The following is a 19,593-nucleotide window of genomic DNA, read 5'->3' as shown; positions in this document are numbered from 1 at the left end:
TAGAGAATCTATGGAAGCAAGCGGCAAGGCCTTGCTGACGCTGGAGAGCGTACAGGATGGGGAACGGGTGCAGGAGATTTACCACGGAGAGTGGTTCCGCAAGGCGAGATCGCTATATATTCGATATACCGAAGCGGACGGGGAGATCCGCACGCTGATTCGTTATTCGCGGGGGGAGCTCGCGCTGACCCGCAGCGGGGCCGTAAAGATGGAGCAGACCTTCGTGGACGGTCAGCGACGACGAGGGAGCTATCGGTCCGCGATGACGGCATTCGAGCTGGAGACGGATACGACGAAGCTGTCGATTCAAGGCGGCGGTGCAGAGCACGATGAGCAGGGACTTCCTGCCTTGCTGCCGTTCACGCTGGAATGGAAGTACCGCTTGCTGGTGGAAGAGCGATTATCGGGACGGTTCCATATCCGTCTTTGTATACAGGAGGAGCATGAATAATGAGCAACAGTGTTAATGTACTTGAAGTTATGTATGAGCAGGTCAGAACGGCGATCGCCGATGCGGCCGTAGCGGCGGGACTGGCGGAGCGGGAGCAATTGCCGGCTTTCGTGCTGGAGGTACCGAAGGACAAGACCCATGGGGATTTGGCGACGAATGCGGCCATGCAGCTGACGAAGCTGGCGAAGCGCAATCCGCGTCAGATCGCGGAAGCGATTATCGAGCATTTGGATGCAAAAAGCGCTTCGATCCAGTCGGCGGAGATTGCAGGTCCGGGCTTCATTAACTTCCGCATGGACAAAAGTTATCTGTACCCCGTTGTTCGGAGCGCGCTGGAAGCGGGCGAGCGTTACGGCCGCGTAACCGAAGGCGCGGGTCAGCGCGTGCAAGTCGAATTCGTGAGCGCGAACCCGACAGGCAGCCTGCATCTGGGGCATGCGCGCGGAGCGGCCGTCGGCGATGCGCTGTGCAACGTGCTGGATTTCGCCGGCTACGACGTCACGCGCGAATATTACATTAACGATGCCGGCAAACAAGTCGAAAACCTGGCCGTATCGATAGAGGCAAGATACCGTCAGGCGCTCGGACAAGAAGCGGAGATGCCGGAAGACGGCTATTACGGCGAAGACATTATCGGCTTCGCCAAGGGGCTTGCGGAGCAAGAGGGCGACCGTCTGCTGGGACTATCCGACAAGGAGCGTTTCTCGTACTTCCGCAACTTCGGGCTTGAGAAGGAGCTCGACAAGATCAAGCGCGACCTCGGCCGGTTCCGGGTTGGCTTCGACGTCTGGTACAGCGAAACTTCGCTATACGAGAACGGGCTTGTCGAACAAGGGCTGGAGGCGCTAAAGGCATCCGGACACGTCTACGAGGAAGAAGGAGCAACCTGGCTAAACACGGTGCCGTTCGGCGACGACAAGAACCGCGTGCTCGTGAAGAACGACGGCTCTTACACCTACCTTACGCCTGACATCGCGTATCACCGCGACAAGTATGGCCGAGGCTTCGATCGTATGATCAATATTTGGGGCGCGGACCATCATGGCTACATTCCTCGCGTGAAGGCGGCGATGGAAGCGTTGGGCAACGACCCGGCGAAGCTGACCGTGCTGATCGCGCAGATGGTCAGCCTGTTCCAGAACGGCGAGAAGATGAAGATGTCCAAGCGTACCGGCAAAGCCGTCACGATGGAAGATCTGATGGACGAAGTAGGCGTAGACGCGATCCGTTACTTCTTTACGATGAGAAGCATGGATTCCCATCTGGACTTCGATATGGATCTGGCGATCTCGACATCCAACGAGAATCCGGTATTTTATGTGCAATATGCCCATGCGCGCATCTGCAGCATCTTCCGCCAAGCCGAGGAGCAGGGCATCGATTTCGCGGGTATCGCGGGCGTCGCGCTGGATAAGCTGAACAGCGAAGCGGAATTCGATTTGATCCGCAAGATCGGCGAGCTGCCGCAAGAGATTGCGGAAGCTGCCGCAGGTTACGCGCCGCATCGCCTGATCCGCTATGTGTACGAACTGGCAGCCGAATTCCATAGCTACTATCGCGCTGAACGCGTCATTACGGACGATGCGAAGCAAACGCAGGCGCGCCTGGCCTTGTTAGGCGCTGTCCGCCTCGCGATCGCCAACGTGCTGCGGCTCGTCGGCGTATCGGCGCCGGAACGGATGTAGTAGACGCTCGCTTTGCTAGGGCTATAAATACTGGAACCTTCCGGACTCGTCTAAGCGACGGGACGGGAGGTTCTTTTTTTTGAATTATTGGAAAGTATCGGTTTTCTCCATACTTTGTCTATAATTCTCGGAAAGAAACTTACTGTGCCGCCAAAGGACGGAGACAGCCGTATCACCCTGTCCCGCGAATTTAAAGCCATAGCACCTTATCTGGACTTGGAATTCTCGGCATGAAACGAGCGGACGAGCTGCCCGGCAAAAGAAGGCGCAGCCGTTTCTCCTTGTTGCATAAAAAATGATAATACTCCATGACTTGTGAACATAAGGGTGGAGAATCTAACAGACACCAGCGACTCTATTTGTCCGATTTTTAACTATAATCAAATCTAACAGACAGGAAGAGGCTGTCTATTAATTGTGCAAAGGTGAAATTGCGGGCGAGTGTCCAGAAAGAAATAAACGGGAGCAACTGCAACGGAAATGAAAGGCGTTATTTCGGCAAAAAGCGGCACTTCGCAAATCTAATGGAACTGACAGCCCTTATGATGGGCAAAAGCTCGCGATTTGCCTGGATTTCTCACGAATAACGTCGCAGAGTTCCGTTAGATTTTATTATCACGCCAAACGTTCCATATAAGGGCCCTCATTTCCGTAAACAGGTTGCCGGCGATTGATTGCAGCTTCATTTCCGGTTTTGCACACAATGAATCGACAGCATCTCTATGTCCGATAGGCGGGAAGTGACTGGACACGTTTGTTTTATTCAGCTACCCTTGGTGTTGGTGTTGGTGTTGGTGTTGGTGTTGGTGTTGGTGTTGGTGTTGGTGTTGGTGTTGGTGTTGGTGTTGGTGTTGGTGTTGGTGTTGGTGTTGGTGTTGGTGTTGGTGTTGGTGTTGGTGTTGGTGTTGGTGTTGGTGTTGGTGTTGGTGTTGGTGTTGGTGTTGGTGTTGGTGTTGGTGTTGGTGTTGGTGTTGGTGTTGGTGTTATGATGACTACTTTAATTGATAATGAGAATTATTATTGATATAATCGATGCAAATCGAATCAATCCGAATCGAATCGAATCAATCTAAATGAAGCAAAACGAGCCATATCAAATCGAATCGGAAGCAACCCGACCAATCAAAACCGGTCGGGGGCGCGGCGAGTTAAACGAGTGGGAGAATGAGATGGTCATGGAGGGAAATAGAGGGATTTCGTTGGAGGATCATTTGAAGCTGTGGAATCATTCCGCGATCAGAGTGCTGGATATCAGGCGTTCCAGGATCGGGCCGGAAGAGAAGCGGGCTTCCTTCCGCATGCCCGCCAGCGGGTTCCTGCTGATTCATCAAGGGTGCGCGGATATTTATATCGACGAGCGCCGCCACTCGGTTCGGGGCGCTTACGCTTGCCATGCAGGCAAGGGCTCGCTGCTGGACATCGTTCAGGTCAGGGAAGCGGTGCAATACGATCTGATCTTCTACAAAGCGGCTCCCGCGCCGCCGCAACGCAAGGAATTGGCTGCTATTCTGAAGAAAAACAATCCGTTCCAGTCTTCGTACGGCTTTGTGCCGGGGTACCCGCTGGTACTGTATGCGAAGTCGGAGCAGATGCTGGGGCTGTGGCAAGCTCCCTCCGCCTTGGACCGGTTCCACGTCAGAGCCTTGTTCCATCAATTGGTGTACGAAATGCTGCGGCAAGTTCACGAGCAGGGAGGCACGGACGTGTACCGGCCGGATCTTGTCGCCAGGGCCGTTCGTTATCTGAAAGACCATTACGCGGAGCCTCTAGGCCTCCAAGAGCTCGCAATCGTATTGGAAGCAGGACCTCGACAATTGCAGCGGCAGTTCAAAAAGCGGCACCGGGTTGGTCCGATGGAGTATTTGATCGGAATTCGGATGGACCAGGCTCAGGCGATGCTTACGGGGACGCAGGCAACGCTGCGCGAGATTGCGGAGGCGACGGGGTACTCAGACAGCTATTACTTCAGCCGCGCCTTCAAGAAGCATTACGGCATCTCTCCGCTCCAATGCCGCCGGTCCTGTCGCATAAGTGCATCCAGCTTGTCGCGAAATCCCATTGGAGAGGCGGCCAAACTCCCTTATAGTGATGTTGATAGTGCGAATCATTATCAATATCCAAGCGGAGGAGAATGGCAAGTGATCAAACGTACGAAATCCATGCTGGCCGTTAGTCTAATTCTGAGTCTGGCCCTGATTCTGGGGGCATGTTCGGGCGGAAACGGCGGAGCGAGGTCCAATACGAACGAAGGAGCGTCCCCGACGTCCACGGCGTCTCCGACGTCCACAGCGTCCTCGACGGCCGCTCCCAGTCCGGCCCAAGCGGAGCAAGCCGGTTACCCCGTTACCATTAAGCATCTGAAGGATGACATCGTGCTGGAGCAGAAGCCGGAGCGCATCGCGGTTCTCGACACGAAGTTCGTCGATCAGTTGATCGCCCTGCAAGAACAGCCGGCGGGCAGCGTCACAGCGGCGGGCTCTTCGGAGGACTTCCCGGAATATCTGGCGAATCAGTTGGCGGACGTCAAGGTGCTGGGCACGCGCGACGAGCCAAATCTCGAGGCCATCGTGGCGATGGATCCCGATCTGATCATTATTACCGGCTTCCAGGAGAAAATCTATGACAGCGTCTCGAAGATCGCCCCGACGATCGTGCTCGACTTCGACGAAGACTGGAAGGACACATTGGTTACGTTCGGGAAGATCGTCGGCAAGGAACAGGCTGCCGCCGACGTGCTTAAGGCTTACCAAGAGAAGGTGTCCAGCCTCAAGGAGAAGCTGCAGGCCAAGATGAACGGGGAGAGCATCGCATTGCTAAGGCCTAGAGACGGCGGCATTCGAGTGCATACGCCGGATCATCGCACGGGAGCGATTCTATACGGGGACTTGGGATTGATCGCTCCGAAAGCGGTAACCGAGGTGGACGATACCGCTTATCAGATCGCGTTGGAGGCATTGCCCGGCGTTGGGGCCGACCATTACTTCCTGCTGACCGACGATATGTTCAAGGAAGAGGCCGAGGAGTACCAGAAGACGGAAACCTGGCAGTCGCTGGAGCCCGTTAAGCACAACCGGATATACAACGTCGACACGACGTTATGGATCGCTTACTACGGCCCGATCGCAATTAATATGATCGTGGATCAGGTGGGAGAAACGCTGCTTGGCGACCACTAACGGAAGAACGTTTTTATCGCAGGAGGAACGGAGGGAGCTCCCTGGAGAATTCCGAATGATCGAGGATGGGGCCGATCTTCCTCCTTTGCTGGCGGACGTGCGGGTATCGGATCTGCTGAGCAAGGAGATGTGCGGGGACTATCTGGATTGGCTGGGGAAGCATATCGGGGCTCCGTCCCGGAGGGTGACGGCTTCCATGCTGGCGAAAAGGTATGGCTACTTGCTAGTCGCGCCCGTGCTGCATGCGATGACCGGTTTCAATAAAGGGCTGATGCTGACGCCCATGCAATGCCGCTTAATCTCGCCGGACTACAGTGGCTGCGCCGAGGGCAAGTCCAGCTTTCCCGAGCTGGCAGTGGAAGGCTTGACTGTGACGGTACCGTTGGCCGGAGAGCGGGAGAAGTGGAGAGAGGACGTGCTCTGCGGATTGTTCGCCGACCATGTGGCCCCTTTGTTTAAGAAGCTGTCGGAGTGCGCTCGAGTCCCGATGGCGATTTTGTGGGAAAACGCCGCCGTGCGGATCGCTCCGCCGTACGAAGAGGAGGAGTTCGAGGGCCCGCATGCCGGGGAAGATTATGTCTATATGTCGAGCCCTTCGTCGGCATCCCTATTCGGTGAAAAACGTAATCCACTGGCTAAGTTCATGGGAGGTGCGGCGCGAGCTTCCGGTATTTATTCGGCCAGGCCGAGATTGACATGCTGCTTGTATTACGTGATGGCGCCGGAGTATTGCCGGAAGTGTCCCAAGGTCAGGGCGGCATCCGGCGGTTGAAAAAGGAAAAAACGACAAGCCGCGCAAGAAGCTTATAGCTTCTCCGCGGCTTGCAGCATTCGGACGATGTCCAGCTCGCCGGTACTGCTTCGCCGATTTTTGGCGTTGCGTAGCGGCTGCATGGAACGTTTCATGATGAGCTTAATCTCCGCCGGCGTCAGATGCGGGTAGAGTGACAGCAGCAGGGCTATGGCCCCGCTCACGTGAGAAGTTGCCATAGAGGTGCCGCTCATCTCATTATAGTTTCCTCTCAGCCATGCCGATGTGATTTTCTCGCCGGGAGCGTAGATATCGATATGCGCCCCCCGGTTGCTAAAGGGCGCGACCCTGCGGGAGCGGTTAGTGGCGCCTACGGAGATCGTCTGAGGATAACGGGCGGGATAGTCGACGGAGCGAAGCTTGCCGTCATTGCCGGAGGAAGCGACGATGATGACGCCGGAGTTGTAGGCGTTTGTTACAGCTCCTAGCAGCGCCTTGCTTCTGTTCTTCATCCCGAAGCTCATGTTGATGACGTCTATGCCATTGCGAACGCACCACTCGATGCCGAGTATAATATCGGAGACAAAGGCGCTTCCGTTGTGGTCGAACGCCTTGACCGGAGCAATCAGCGCACGCGGAGCCACGCCGATCATGCCATGCATGCCATTGGCCGCGGCGATCGTACCCGCGATATGCGTGCCGTGTCCATTGTCGTCGTAAGGCATTTTGCTTCGATTTAGCAGGTTGATTCCCCGAAGCAGCGAATGTCGCAAATCGGGATGATTAAAGTCGATTCCGGTATCGATGACGCCAACCTTGACGCGATGTCCGGTCGTGACGCCCCATGCTTGCGGCGCCTTGATCTGTTGCACGCCCCATGGCATGCCGTTATCGAGCGCGAGCGACTTCTGAGAGGAGGGGTTGACGCTGATGAGGCAGTCCTTCTCCATCCAGATGTGTCCTCCAGAGCAATCAAGCACGGTTGAAGCTGGCAATTGGCAGACGATACCTCTTATGATGGGCAGGGGGCTTACGAGCTTGCGCAGCGGCCTAAGTTTGTCGTTTTGTGACAACTGCCGCACGAACGTGCGATAATCGCTGACATGCTTGAATCGGATAATGCGTTTTGTAGTTTCTGTGGAAGATATCGAACGCGATTGCTGCAGCGAACGAATGAATGCGGCGATATTCAATAGAGCTCCCCCTCCCGAAGGACGATGCTGCACTATTGTATGAAGGATGGAGCGGGACGGCATGAGCCACTTGCCTTTTTTCAAATAAATAGGCGTCAGACCGTGGCAAAATCCGCGTTCGCTCATAGGATGAATGAAGAGCTGGATACGCTCTTGCATCTCCGACGCGAGTCGGATGGATACAGTCAAAGCGAAGGGAGCTTCCCTTCGCTTTTTTGCCGTGACCGCTCAGATCCGGCATGTTCCGACATTTCCCGCACTGACGCACGAAGGGTGCTCGTCGAACGGCTGTCGGACGAGCTGCGCTCAGAGAAAGGCCTGCACTTGATTTTTCGATTGAAATAGGTTTTACTATAGTTTGACTAATGCGTGCGAAGGAGAACGGCCGCTCGGCTAGGAGCGGGCTCGGAAGCTTCGTCCGAGAATGCATAAGGTACGGCAACGTACATCATTCCAGAGCAAGTAAGAGAGGATGTGTCCATATGAGCGGCGGCAATATTACATTGAAGCTGGATCCTGAACGCGTGAAGGAAATGCCAATGGTCGACTTGGCGTTCGAGGTGCTCAAAGCGGCCAACACGCCATACTATTATCGCGATTTGATGATGGAGATCGCCAAGATTCGCGGTCTGTCCCAGGAAGGCATCAATCAATTTATCGCTCAGGTATATACGGAGATCAACATCGATGGAAGATTCGCTTGCGTCGGCAGCAATATGTGGGGACTCAAGCGCTGGTATCCGGTAGAGCGCTCCGAGGATCCGGTGGGCAACGCGAAGCGTACGCGCATCATTAACGACGACGACGATCTCGATGACGAGGATCTGTTCGCAGAAGAAGAAGAGGACGATTTCGCGGCTGAGGAAGAAGATTACGATGCCTACGACGAGGACTCCGAAGACTTCGAGGAGGCCGAGGAAGAGGCCGAGGTCGAAGAGGAGATCGACATCGAGGAAGAGGATCTGGAAGAAGGCGAAGACGAACTCGACGCCGAAGAAGACGAGGAAGAGGACTCTTTCGACGACGAAGATGACGACGACGATAAGTAATCGAAAGTCCGCCTAGTTTCGCTTGACATGTACTATTAAGCAGAGTACACTATTGCATGGGCTTCAGATTCGGTTAACCAATAATACGCATATGACATGCGATAAGAGAAAAGTGCCCCCGTAGCTACGGGTGTCACTTTTTTTGTTTGAATTCTAAGAATTTATAAGTTTTAGCAACTTATTTGGACTTAGAATTGTCGAAATGAAACGCGCTGCGCCGACAAAAGACGGCGACAGCCGATTCATCTTGGATTCAATCGGATAGCATCATAGGCCTTGCGCGCTACATATTCATGGCGCATGTGCGACATAAGGCAGCGGATTTGGGTAAACTATTTATTAACATAGGAGCATGGAGGGTATCATCACAGTGACCAAATATATATTCGTAACCGGCGGCGTGGTCTCTTCCCTGGGCAAGGGAATCACCGCGGCATCGCTAGGCAGACTGCTCAAGAACAGAGGGCTTAAAGTTACTATCCAGAAGTTTGATCCTTACATCAACGTCGACCCGGGCACGATGAGCCCGTACCAGCACGGCGAAGTATTCGTCACGGACGACGGCGCAGAGACGGACCTTGACCTCGGTCACTACGAACGGTTTATTGATATCAACCTGTCCAAGAACAGCAACGTCACCACGGGCAAGATCTATTCCAACGTGATTACCAAGGAACGCCGCGGCGATTATCTGGGTGGAACGGTGCAAGTCATCCCGCATATCACGAACGAAATCAAAGATCGCGTCTTCCGCGCGGGCAAGGAGCATGGCTCTGACGTTGTCATTACGGAGATCGGCGGTACGGTCGGCGACATCGAGAGCCTGCCTTTCCTGGAAGCGATTCGCCAGATCAAGAGCGATATCGGCCGGGACAACGTTATGTATATCCACGTAACGCTTATTCCTTACATTAAGGCAGCAGGCGAAGTAAAGACGAAGCCGACTCAGCACAGCGTTAAGGAATTGCGCAGCATCGGGATCCAACCGAACGTAATCGTCTGCCGCACGGAGTATCCTCTTGCCGAGGACATGAAGCGCAAAATCGGCTTGTTCTGCGACATCGACGAAAACGCGGTCATTGAATGCCGCGACGCGTCGACTTTGTACGAGGTGCCTCTCATGCTCCGCGAGCAAGGACTCGACGAGTTCGTCGTAAACCATCTTAAGCTGCAGACGGAGCAGCCCGACATGCGCGAATGGGAGAGCCTTGTCGCCCGAGTGAAGTCGTTGCATCACACAACGGAGATCGCAATCGTCGGCAAATACGTTGCCCTGCATGATGCCTATCTTAGCATCGTGGAATCGCTTGGACATGCCGGCATCTCTGCGGATTCCGAAGTGAAGATCCGCTGGGTCGATGCCGAGCTGCTGACCGACGATACCGTCGCGGACGCGCTGGAAGGCATACACGGCATTCTGGTGCCGGGCGGCTTCGGGGATCGCGGCATCGAAGGCAAGATTTGCGCCATCAAGTATGCGCGCGAAGCGAAGATTCCTTTCTTCGGCATCTGCCTCGGGATGCAAGTCGCCGTTATCGAGTACGCTCGCAACGTGGCTGGTCTTGCGGGAGCAAACAGCTCGGAGATTAATTCCTCTACGCCGTATCCGGTTATCGATCTGCTTCCAGACCAGAAGGATATCGAGGATTTGGGCGGTACGATGCGCCTTGGCCTGTATCCGTGCAAAATCGCATCCGAGACGATCGCGATTCGCGAATACGGGGACGAGCTGGTGTACGAACGCCACCGTCATCGGTATGAGTTCAATAATGAATACAGGGAAGTAATTGAGTCCGCGGGACTGATCATTTCCGGCACTTCCCCGGACGGACGCCTGGTAGAGATGGTCGAGCTCAAGGATCACCCTTGGTTCCTTGCGGTACAATTTCATCCGGAATTTACGTCCAGACCGAATCGCCCGCAGCCGCTGTTTAGAGGGTTCGTGCAATCGGCACTATCGTATTCGGAGCGTTTGGCGCGCTAATTAGCGAGAAGTTGACACATTCTTGTCATCCTTTCTTCCATCCAGTAATTTTTTGTATGCCATAGCAGGATAATCCCTTCTCTCTCTCGAATAGATATAAAAAATTGACGGAGCAGTCTCTTATCGTTTGATGAAGATTACGACGTTCATTCTCGGGGAGTTGAGGAGCTTGGATAAGAAGAAGGTATTGATTGTCGACGATCAGAACGGAATTCGGGTCTTGTTGTTAGAAGTGTTCAGCAGCGAAGGCTATAATACGTTTCAAGCTGCGAACGGCAAGATCGCCTTGGAGATCGTGCGACGCGATTCACCGGATTTGGTATTGCTCGATATGAAGATTCCGGGCATGGATGGCTTGGAGATCCTGAAGCATATCAAAACGATCGATCCTTCCATCAAGGTCATTATGATGACGGCTTACGGCGAACTCGATATGATTAAGGAAGCGACGGATCTCGGCGCGCTGATGCACTTCACCAAGCCGTTCGATATCGACGAGATGAGAATGGAAGTGAATCGCCATCTGCAGGGAGGCAGCTCGTCGGGCCGGTTCGCTGTAGGTTCTTAATGAAACAAGGATAAACGGCTTACGCCGTCCTTTGGACGAGCGCGTTTACCGATGAAATATAAGAACAAGTATAAGGAGACAAAAACTTATATTTTCTTATATTTTGAAAAAGGAAGCATCGCTTGCGCGGCGCGCGGCGTTGCTTCTTTTTGCTATTTCGGAAAGGAAAGAGATCTTACCATTTGCCGCATCGGTGTGATATAATAGCTCAGAGTGACCGCCTGAACAATGCCGACAGGACGAGCCTTCAAGCTCCAGGCCTTATGGCTGCGGCGGTTTTTTGAAATACAGGATTGTATAGATTTACTTCATACTTGACCTCTATTTCTTGCATACTACACCGCCGAAAGACGGCAACAGCCGTTTTACCTTGTCCCAATTAGATTAGAATTTTAACAGAAAATGTGGCGTCCTCTGACAAGGGCGCCGCAATACTTTCTGCCTGTCAATCATTAAAGCTGCTAGTTTTGCTGCCTTCTAAGCTTAAGAGGAGGAACCTACTTTTCATGGAGAAATTGATGATTCGCGGAGGTCGACCGCTGCGCGGCACGGTTCAGATCAGTGGAGCCAAGAACAGCGCGGTCGCTCTTGTTCCTGCTGCAATATTGGCGGAATCGGAAGTTGTATTAGACAATTTGCCTGAGATTAGCGATGTTGCGGTTTATAGCGACATCCTGCGAGAGCTTGGCGCGACGGTTACTCGCGATGGGGATACGATGCGAATCGATCCTTCCGAGCTTATTGCAAGGCCAATGCCAAACGGCAAGGTCAAGCTGCTTAGAGCCTCGTATTATTTGATGGGCGCCATGTTAGGCCGATTTGGAGAAGCGATTATAGGCTTGCCCGGAGGCTGTAATTTCGAGCCCCGTCCCATAGACCAGCATATTAAAGGTTTCGAAGCGTTGGGCGCTACCGTAACGAATGAGCATGGATCCATCCATATTAAGGCCGCGCAGCTGCGCGGAGCCAAGATCTACCTGGACGTTGCAAGCGTCGGAGCAACGATTAACATTATGCTTGCGGCCTCTCGGGCCCAAGGATCCACCATTATCGAAAATGCGGCAAAAGAGCCTGAAATCATAGATGTAGCTACTTTGTTGAACGCCATGGGAGCAAATGTGAAAGGTGCCGGAACGGAGACGATTCGTATCGAAGGTGTCAGAAAACTTCACGGCTGCCGGCATTCCATCATTCCCGACCGCATTCAAGCGGGAACTTATATGATTGCGGCCGCAGCAACGCGCGGCGACGTACTTATAGATAATGTTATTCCCAAGCATATGGAAGCCATGACGGCCAAGCTTGAGGAGATGGGCGTGCAGGTGGTGGAGATGGATGAATCCATTCGGATTATCGGCTCGCCGGAATACACGGCCATCGATGTGAAAGCGTTGGTTTATCCGGGCTTCGCAACCGATCTGCAATCGCCGATGACAACGCTTCTTACGCAAGCGAAAGGCGTCAGCATTCTGACGGACTACGTTTACGGAACGAGGTTCAAGCATGTGCCGGAGCTTACGCGCATGGGCGCCAATATCCGCGTGGAAGGACGTTCCGCCATTATCGAAGGCGGCAAGCTCAATGCGGCCAAGGTAAAGGCGGCGGATTTGCGGGCTGGAGCGGCGTTGGTTGTAGCGGCATTGACCGTGGAGGATGGCGTGACCGAAATTACCGGCGTAGAGTACATCGACCGGGGATACGATCATCTGGTGGAGAATCTGACCAGGCTGGGTGCGGAAGTATGGCGCGAAAACAGTTTGGAATAAATTGGGTAATATCTGGTAATGATGAATTAAAAGGTTTTCAACAATTCGAATAAAGTGGTGAGAATATGTCGGATCTTCAGATTGCGGATCTGGAAGAGATGAAGTTGACGGAGCTGTATAAGCTCGCCAAGCAATATCAAATTGCTTATTACGGTCAACTTAAGAAGAAGGAACTTATATTCGCCATCCTCCGGGCGCAAGCGGAGAAGAGCGGACTTATGTTTATGGAAGGCGTATTGGACGTCCTGCAAGAAGGATTCGGATTTCTGCGACCCATCAACTATTTGCCCAGCAAGGAAGATATTTATATTTCGGCATCCCAGATCCGTAGGTTTGATCTGAGAAGCGGCGATCTTGTTTCCGGCAAGTGTCGGCCTCCAAAGGAGAACGAACGATATTTCGGCTTGCTCCAAGTAAATGCCGTTAATGGGGAAAACCCTGAAACGGCGGCAGAACGACTCCATTTTCCTGCTCTTACTCCTCTATATCCCGAGAAGAAATTAGTGCTCGAAACCTCTAAGTCGAAGTTATCCACCCGTATGATGGACCTGTTAGCCCCTGTCGGACTTGGCCAAAGGGGACTTATCGTCGCTCCGCCAAAGGCCGGCAAAACGCTGCTCCTGAAGGAGATCGCCAACAGCATCTCCGAGAATCGCCCTGATATTGAGCTGTTCGTGTTGCTCATCGACGAGCGTCCGGAGGAAGTGACCGATATGCAGCGCTCGGTAAAAGGCGAAGTTGTCGCGTCGACGTTCGATGAACTTCCGGAGAATCACATCAAGGTTGCCGAGCTTGTGCTCGAGCGCGCGCTTCGATTGGTCGAACATAAGAAGGATGTCGTCATTCTTTTGGACAGCATCACGCGCCTTGCGCGTGCTTACAACCTTGTTATCCCGCCATCCGGCCGCACATTGAGCGGCGGTATCGATCCGGCAGCCTTCCACCGTCCCAAGCGTTTCTTTGGCTCGGCGCGCAACGTGGAGGAAGGCGGAAGCCTGACTATTTTGGCGACGGCCTTGATCGAGACGGGCTCGCGTATGGACGACATCATTTATGAAGAGTTTAAGGGTACGGGCAATATGGAGCTGCATCTGGATCGCAAGCTGGCGGAACGCCGAATCTTCCCGGCGCTGGATATGCGCAGATCGGGTACTCGGCGGGAAGAAATGCTGTTGACCAAGGAAGAGCTCGATAAGATATGGGCCATCCGCAAAACGATGAGCGACTCGCCGGACTTCGTCGATAATTTCCTCAAAAAGCTGAAGGACTCCGACAACAACGAACAGTTCCTTATGTCGCTGGATACGACGGCCGAGCCGTCCAGGAACGACAGACCGCCGGCGAAGAGCCCCGCATCCTCGTCGACATCCGCAGGCCGCAGACCCGTAGCGCGTTCGACGCAGGGGTCATAGAAGGCCGCAGCCCGGCTGGAAGGAGGACATCATGAATCTCGTATATGCGGACGAACACGGCAATGTGTTCGACCATCCCGATTTTTACGGTCTAGGACGCAGCGGCGACATGGTCGTCGAGATGATGGAGGAGGAACTCATTCCTCTTCCGGAAGGAGCGACGCTGGTCAGCTTGCCGTTTACGCGTCCCGTCGGCCTTGACCCGGACAGCGGAGAGATGCAAGTATTGCCCGGCGGCGCCCAAGCTGTCGGCGCGTTGCTGCCCCAAGGTTATACGCGGCTATGCCTGCCCGGCTACGTGAAGGCGGACAAAAACGAGAAGCTGCCGCTCTTCGGCTACACGGCCGTTGTCTGGAAGGACGGCGGTTTCCATGTTGCCGCCGAGCAATGCGACGATCCGGAGCGTTGGGATCCGCTGAACTGCGATCGTCGGGAGCTTGGCGTGCAAGTGGAGCGGCTGCTGCAGAAGTATCCGGACAATCGTCTGTACAAACACTTGTCCAACTGCGCGCTCGGCTATGAGTGTCTCACGGCATCCAATACGTTTCTAAATCGTTGGGAGGGCGCCGTGCCTGTCTCCTATTCGTGCAATGCCGGCTGCTTCGGCTGCATCTCGGAGCAACCGGACGACAGCGGTTTTCTGGCTCCTCAGACAAGGATGAACTTCAAGCCGACGGTGGACGAAGTCGTAGACATCATGCTGGAGCATCTTCGAGAGCCGGAGTCTATTATCAGCTTCGGCCAAGGCTGCGAAGGCGAGCCGTCCACGCAAGTAAAGATCATCGTGGAAGCGATGAGACGGGTGCGCGCGGTAACCTCGAACGGTTACATCAATATTAATACCAACGCTGGACTAACCGATTTCATTCGCGCCATTGTGGACTCCGGTCTGGATTTGATGCGCGTCAGTACGATCAGCGCGCTCGACGATCATTACAATGCGTATTACAAGCCGCGCGGCTATACGCTGCAAAATGTCGAGAAGTCGCTCAGATACGCAACCGACAAGGGCGTGTATACGTCCATCAACTATTTGATCTTCCCCGGGGTGACGGATCGCGAGGAAGAGATTGAGGCCATGATCGGCTTCGCGAAACGCACGGGGCTCAAGCTGATCCAAATGCGGAATCTCAATATCGATCCCGAGAGCTACCTGGCGCTTATCCCCAAGGCGCAAGGAGAAATTTATGGAATGAAGACGATGCTCGAGATTTTCCGGGAAGAATTGCCGGATGTCGTCATCGGCTCCTACACGCATGTGCCGCCTGTCGGGCTTCGCCGTCCCAAAAATGTGTTAATCCCATAGTTCTATAAATGCGTGGAACAACCACTGTGAGGAATTGTAGCCATACAGTGGTTAATCATTGCATGGAGAGCCGCGTCGTGCTATAATCCACATTGTGTGATTTATACTCTGGGCCCGCATGTGGCTCAGGGCAGAAAGAGGTGAACGAGATGAAACAAGGTATTCATCCGACATACCACGTCGTTACAGCAACTTGCGCTTGCGGCAATACGTTCGAGACTGGTTCCATTAAACCGACTCTTCGCGTAGAGATTTGCTCCGCATGCCACCCGTTCTTTACGGGTAAGCAGAAGTTCCTGGATGCCGGCGGCCGCGTCGACCGTTTCAAGAAGAAATACGGCATTTAATTCCTATCGCCAATTCGGCCTTTATTTGGCAGAATACAAGGACCTCCCTCAGCCATCCTATGGTTATAAGGGAGGTTTTTTTAATGGACAAATTGGATAGGCATACTGGGTCCGGAACGGCTCTGCATAAATGGATGCTTGCCGGCTTGATCGGCGCGGCGCTGTTGCTTGGAGCGGGGTGCTCCGGCGCGGAACCGGGAAAAGAGAAGGGCTACGGCCATGACGGATATATGGGTTATTCCAATAGCAACCCAAGCTTGATGAACCGCAATACGACGCTCCTGTACGAAAAGGATACCCGGATGATCGAGCAAGTGCTGAAGCCGGTTGCCGGCATCCGTTCCACGCGGGTCAGCTTTAACGGCAGCGAGCTGCATGTCCGGCTGACGGCAGATCCGGAAATGACGGATGCGCAGCTGGAGAAGCTGCGCGCGCGGGCCCAAGCGATCGTACAGACGAATATGCCGAGATACGAAGTGCATGTAAAAGCGAGTCGTTGACGGGCTTGTATACACGGCATTCCAAAATGCAATATACGAAGATCGTCTTGTTGAAGTCTAAACAAGCCGTTGTAAATTTCGCCATCGGTTGCGCTTTGTCCCGGAATGTACTATACTTGTTTTTGCCGTGCTAGACGGGGAGGTAGCGGTGCCCTGTAACTCGCAATCCGCTGTAGCGAGGTTGAATTCCTGTCTGAGGTTATACTGATGTGAGGCTTGGCGCTTGCAAGCAGTGTTGACAGTCGGGTCCTCCGCAATGGACGCTTGTGAACCCGGTCAGGTCCGGAAGGAAGCAGCCGTAAGCAAGTTAGTTCATGTGCCGGGGGAGTGCCTGACTCGAGCTGTGTAGCAAGAATGCCGCTTGGGTCGTATATATCGGGGGCAGGTGCACGGTTCTGCCTAATCAATAAGGGCTTGAATGCCCTGAACAAATGCCCGCAGTTGCCGGTTTCGGCAATTGCGGGCATTTTTGGCTAAAAAAGCGCAGAGCCGGCTAAGCGGCATATTTGCACGTCAACACGGACAAGCAGTTGTTTGCCATTCCGGTATACTCAGGCAAGCTTTGGTTAGCGCTTACGCTTCCCTCTGCAATGTAGTATAATAAGGGAATCTGATGCAACCGGAAGGGAAGAGCCGCGTGACACATATCGCTTTATATCGTGCCTGGCGTCCTCAGACGTTCCAGGACATGGTTGGACAACAACATATTATACAGACGCTGCAGAATGCCATTCGCGAGGATCGGGTATCTCATGCGTATCTGTTTAACGGACCTAGAGGGACCGGCAAGACGACCACGGCCAAAGTGCTGGCCAAGGCGGTAAACTGCGAGCATGGACCAACCGTAGAGCCATGTAATGAATGCGACGCTTGCAAAGGCATAACGGCAGGACATATTATGGATGTGATCGAGATCGACGCGGCATCCAACCGCGGCATCGACGAGATCCGTGACATACGCGATAAAGTCAGGTATGCCCCATCTGAGGTTCGATACAAGGTGTACATCATCGACGAGGTGCACATGTTGACCTCCGAAGCGTTTAATGCTCTGCTCAAGACGTTGGAAGAACCGCCGGGACATGTCATCTTTATCTTGGCGACGACGGAGCCTCATAAGCTCCCGGCTACGATCATATCCAGATGTCAGCGGTTCGACTTCCGCCAAGTGTCGCTTCAAGAGCAGACGGGACGATTGCTGCAGATATGCTCGGAAGAAGGTATCGAAGCCGACGAGGATGCGATCGCATATATTGCGCGATTGTCGGAAGGCGGCATGCGGGATGCCATCAGCTTATTGGAGCAGGTTGCGGCGTTCGGGGATTCGCGCATTACGCTGGAGGCAGCCGTCGATGTGACGGGCGGGCTGGCGTCCGAGCAATTCTATCAGCTCGCACAGGCGGTGCAAGAGCGAAATGCCGCGGCTATTATGCCGCTGGTCGAAGGCCTTACGGTGGCAGGCAAGAGTCCGGACAAGTGCCTGGAGAATTTGATTTATTATTTCCGCGACCTGCTGGTCCTTAAGCTGGCGCCGAACAGCGGAGCCGCCACCGAGCGAATCGTGGATCGCGACAAGTTCCAGGGAATGGCCGAGGCGTATTCGCCTGAACGGTTGTTCGCGATGATCGATACGCTTAACAAGTATCAGATGGAGCTTAGGCACGCCGCGCAGCCGCAGACCGTATTCGAGGTTGCCTTGCTCAAGCTGTGTACGCTTGACGAAGGGGCAAAGGTTTCGGCTGGAAGCGCTGGCGCTCCGCCGCCTTCCGGAGGCGGGGCGAGCTCGTCCGAGGTGCAGGCCATGCGACAGCAGATCGCTGCGCTTGAACGCAAGCTGGAAGGACTGCTCAGCGGCGGGGCAGCCATTGCAGCGGCGGGAGAAGCAGCCGGACGCGGGGGACAGGGAGCGGCGGCGACGCGTTCCCCTTCCCGCGGAGCCTTCGGCGGCGGAAGCGGCATCGCTCGCGCCAAGGTGAAGCTCGACGCCTATCTCGCTTCCGCAGGCAGTCCCGAATCGGGAGCGGCCCGCATGAAGTGGGGCGACGTGCTGCAGCGGGTCAAGGAAGAGAAGGTGACGCTGCATGCCTGGCTCAAGGACGGGGAGCTCGTATCCTTGTCGGAGAGCAACCTGCTTCTTGCCTTCAAAAATGAAATTCATAGAGAAACGACCGAGAAGCCGAACCACCGTGAAATCATTGAACGAATTGCCGGAGATGTACTCGGGAAGCCGTATGGTCTTGTAACCGTGATGCAGAAGGATTGGCAGACGGGACTGGATGGCGCCGGGGAGTCTCCTTCCCAAGAGCCGGGAGATTTCGCATTGGAGCATGAGGCGGTAGACGCCCCACCTCCCAAAAGGGCAGAATGGATCGAGGAAGCCGTAAAGCTCTTTGGAGAAGATTTGGTTGTTGTGAAGGATAAGACTTAATTATACTAATTTACGAGGTGACTACTAATGAACAATATGAATCAAATGATGAAGCAAGTGAAGAAGATGCAAGAGCAGATGATGAAGGCGCAAGAAGAGCTCGAAACCAAAGTCGTTGAAGGTTCGGCAGGCGGCGGCGTCGTGTCGGTTGAAGTGAGCGGACACAAGAAAGTGCTTAGCATTGTTATTAAGCCGGAAGCGGTAGATCCGGATGATGTCGAAATGCTTCAGGATCTTGTGTTGACCGCCGTCAATGACGCGCTTACGAAAGCGGATGAACTGGCGAACAAGGATATGGGCAAATTTACGGGCGGCATGAAAATCCCCGGCTTGTTCTAATAGAGCAGCCGCTCGGGTAACGAACGGCTCCGAATATGGTTATGGCTGGCTGAAGGGCTGAAAGGAGCTGCACTTTTTTGTATTACCCGGAACCGATAGCGAAGCTGATTGATGCCTTTACCCGTCTCCCGGGCGTTGGTCCCAAAACGGCGGCAAGACTCGCGTTCCATGTGCTGCGGATGAAGGAAGACGATGTGATCGATTTCGCCAAAGCGCTGGTCAGCGTGAAGAGGAATTTGTTCTATTGCTCGGTCTGCTGCAATATTACCGATACCGATCCTTGCAGGATATGCCAGGATAAGTCCCGTGACGGCTCTGTCATCTGCGTTGTTCAGGAGTCGAAGGATCTGGTCGCGATGGAGCGGATGAAGGAATTCGACGGCTATTATCACGTCCTTCAGGGCGCGATTTCCCCAATGGAAGGCATTGGTCCTGACGAGATTCGCATCGCTGAGCTGCTCCGACGATTGAGTGACGAGCGCGTTCAGGAGTTGATCCTTGCGACGAATCCCAATATTGAGGGAGAAGCGACGGCGATGTATTTGTCACGGCTGGTGAAGCCATTTGGCATCAAGGTCACAAGAATCGCCCATGGCTTGCCTGTGGGCGGCGACCTGGAATATGCGGATGAGGTGACA

General features: G+C 54.0%; 17 protein-coding genes and 1 other RNA gene (1 of these 18 cut by a window edge). 17 read left to right on the top strand and 1 reads right to left on the bottom strand.

Translation table 11 applies throughout. The annotated features are described in order from the left end of the window. Positions 1 to 10: 10 nt before the first annotated feature. From H7F31_RS00570 to H7F31_RS00550, 5 genes are all read left to right on the top strand, one after another. A complete protein-coding gene (locus H7F31_RS00570) occupies positions 11 to 451 on the top strand; it encodes a YwiB family protein (protein ID WP_187102552.1) in 441 nt (146 codons plus the stop codon). Further along, a complete protein-coding gene (gene argS / locus H7F31_RS00565) occupies positions 451 to 2,136 on the top strand; it encodes an arginine--tRNA ligase (RefSeq protein WP_187102551.1) in 1,686 nt (561 codons plus the stop codon). The genes H7F31_RS00570 and argS overlap by 1 nt, the downstream gene beginning before the upstream one ends. Positions 2,137 to 2,890: 754 nt before the next feature. Continuing rightward, positions 2,891 to 3,160: a hypothetical protein gene (locus H7F31_RS00560; RefSeq protein ID WP_187102550.1), complete on the top strand. Its 270-nt coding sequence runs from the start codon at positions 2,891 to 2,893 to the stop codon at positions 3,158 to 3,160. A gap of 151 nt (positions 3,161 to 3,311) precedes the next feature. After that, on the top strand, positions 3,312 to 5,312 hold the full coding sequence (locus tag H7F31_RS00555; protein ID WP_261800249.1) for an AraC family transcriptional regulator: 2,001 nt from the start codon (positions 3,312 to 3,314) through the stop codon (positions 5,310 to 5,312). Continuing rightward, positions 5,299 to 6,084, top strand: a complete 786-nt coding sequence (locus tag H7F31_RS00550) for a ferric iron reductase (RefSeq protein WP_187102549.1) — start codon at positions 5,299 to 5,301, stop codon at positions 6,082 to 6,084. Before H7F31_RS00555 ends, H7F31_RS00550 begins: the two co-directional genes overlap by 14 nt. Positions 6,085 to 6,116: 32 nt before the next feature. Here H7F31_RS00550 and H7F31_RS00545 read toward each other — a convergent pair whose 3' ends face one another. Beyond that, complete coding sequence (locus tag H7F31_RS00545; RefSeq protein ID WP_397374623.1) at positions 6,117 to 7,256, bottom strand: S8 family peptidase; 1,140 nt, start codon at positions 7,254 to 7,256, stop codon at positions 6,117 to 6,119. 482 nt (positions 7,257 to 7,738) lie between these two features. Between H7F31_RS00545 and rpoE the strand changes: the two genes are divergently transcribed. The 12 genes from rpoE to recR all read left to right on the top strand — a co-directional run. Then, positions 7,739 to 8,305: a DNA-directed RNA polymerase subunit delta gene (gene rpoE / locus H7F31_RS00540; RefSeq protein ID WP_187102548.1), complete on the top strand. Its 567-nt coding sequence runs from the start codon at positions 7,739 to 7,741 to the stop codon at positions 8,303 to 8,305. 370 nt (positions 8,306 to 8,675) lie between these two features. Further along, positions 8,676 to 10,289 (top strand): CTP synthase, encoded by a 1,614-nt coding sequence (locus H7F31_RS00535; protein WP_187102547.1) that lies wholly within the window; start codon positions 8,676 to 8,678, stop codon positions 10,287 to 10,289. Between the two features lie 169 nt (positions 10,290 to 10,458). After that, on the top strand, positions 10,459 to 10,857 hold the full coding sequence (locus H7F31_RS00530) for a response regulator (protein WP_108995675.1): 399 nt from the start codon (positions 10,459 to 10,461) through the stop codon (positions 10,855 to 10,857). Between the two features lie 506 nt (positions 10,858 to 11,363). Further along, positions 11,364 to 12,623 carry a UDP-N-acetylglucosamine 1-carboxyvinyltransferase gene (locus H7F31_RS00525; RefSeq protein ID WP_187102546.1) on the top strand — a complete coding sequence of 420 codons (1,260 nt, stop codon included), beginning with the start codon at positions 11,364 to 11,366 and terminating at the stop codon, positions 12,621 to 12,623. Positions 12,624 to 12,688: 65 nt separating this feature from the next. After that, a complete protein-coding gene (gene rho / locus H7F31_RS00520; protein ID WP_087571719.1) occupies positions 12,689 to 14,035 on the top strand; it encodes a transcription termination factor Rho in 1,347 nt (448 codons plus the stop codon). A 31-nt stretch (positions 14,036 to 14,066) separates the two neighbouring features. After that, entirely contained in the window at positions 14,067 to 15,341 is a 1,275-nt protein-coding gene (locus H7F31_RS00515) for a radical SAM family protein (protein ID WP_187102545.1), read from the top strand. Positions 15,342 to 15,490: 149 nt separating this feature from the next. Further along, positions 15,491 to 15,688, top strand: coding sequence for a 50S ribosomal protein L31 (gene rpmE, locus H7F31_RS00510; protein ID WP_087571721.1), 198 nt, complete (start codon positions 15,491 to 15,493; stop codon positions 15,686 to 15,688). 83 nt (positions 15,689 to 15,771) lie between these two features. After that, the gene (locus H7F31_RS00505) at positions 15,772 to 16,188 is read left to right on the top strand and encodes a hypothetical protein (RefSeq protein WP_187102544.1); all 417 of its coding nucleotides are present in this window, start codon (positions 15,772 to 15,774) and stop codon (positions 16,186 to 16,188) included. 125 nt (positions 16,189 to 16,313) lie between these two features. Continuing rightward, positions 16,314 to 16,581, top strand: an RNA gene (ffs, locus tag H7F31_RS00500) — signal recognition particle sRNA large type. A gap of 244 nt (positions 16,582 to 16,825) precedes the next feature. After that, entirely contained in the window at positions 16,826 to 18,616 is a 1,791-nt protein-coding gene (gene dnaX, locus H7F31_RS00495; RefSeq protein ID WP_187102543.1) for a DNA polymerase III subunit gamma/tau, read from the top strand. A 27-nt stretch (positions 18,617 to 18,643) separates the two neighbouring features. Further along, a complete protein-coding gene (locus H7F31_RS00490; RefSeq protein WP_087571723.1) occupies positions 18,644 to 18,955 on the top strand; it encodes a YbaB/EbfC family nucleoid-associated protein in 312 nt (103 codons plus the stop codon). Between the two features lie 77 nt (positions 18,956 to 19,032). Beyond that, positions 19,033 to 19,593, top strand: partial view of a recombination mediator RecR gene (gene recR, locus H7F31_RS00485; protein ID WP_087571724.1) — the 5' portion only. The gene runs 39 nt beyond the window's last position; 561 of the gene's 600 nt are visible here — the first part of the coding sequence; the start codon lies at positions 19,033 to 19,035; its stop codon lies off the right edge, out of view.

Source organism: Paenibacillus sp. PAMC21692 (assembly GCF_014303795.1).
In the GTDB taxonomy this organism is placed as follows: Bacteria; Bacillota; Bacilli; order Paenibacillales; family Paenibacillaceae; genus Pristimantibacillus; species Pristimantibacillus agaridevorans.
The sequence above is the reverse complement of the archived record's forward strand: the minus strand, read 5'-3'. Positions and strand labels throughout refer to the sequence as shown.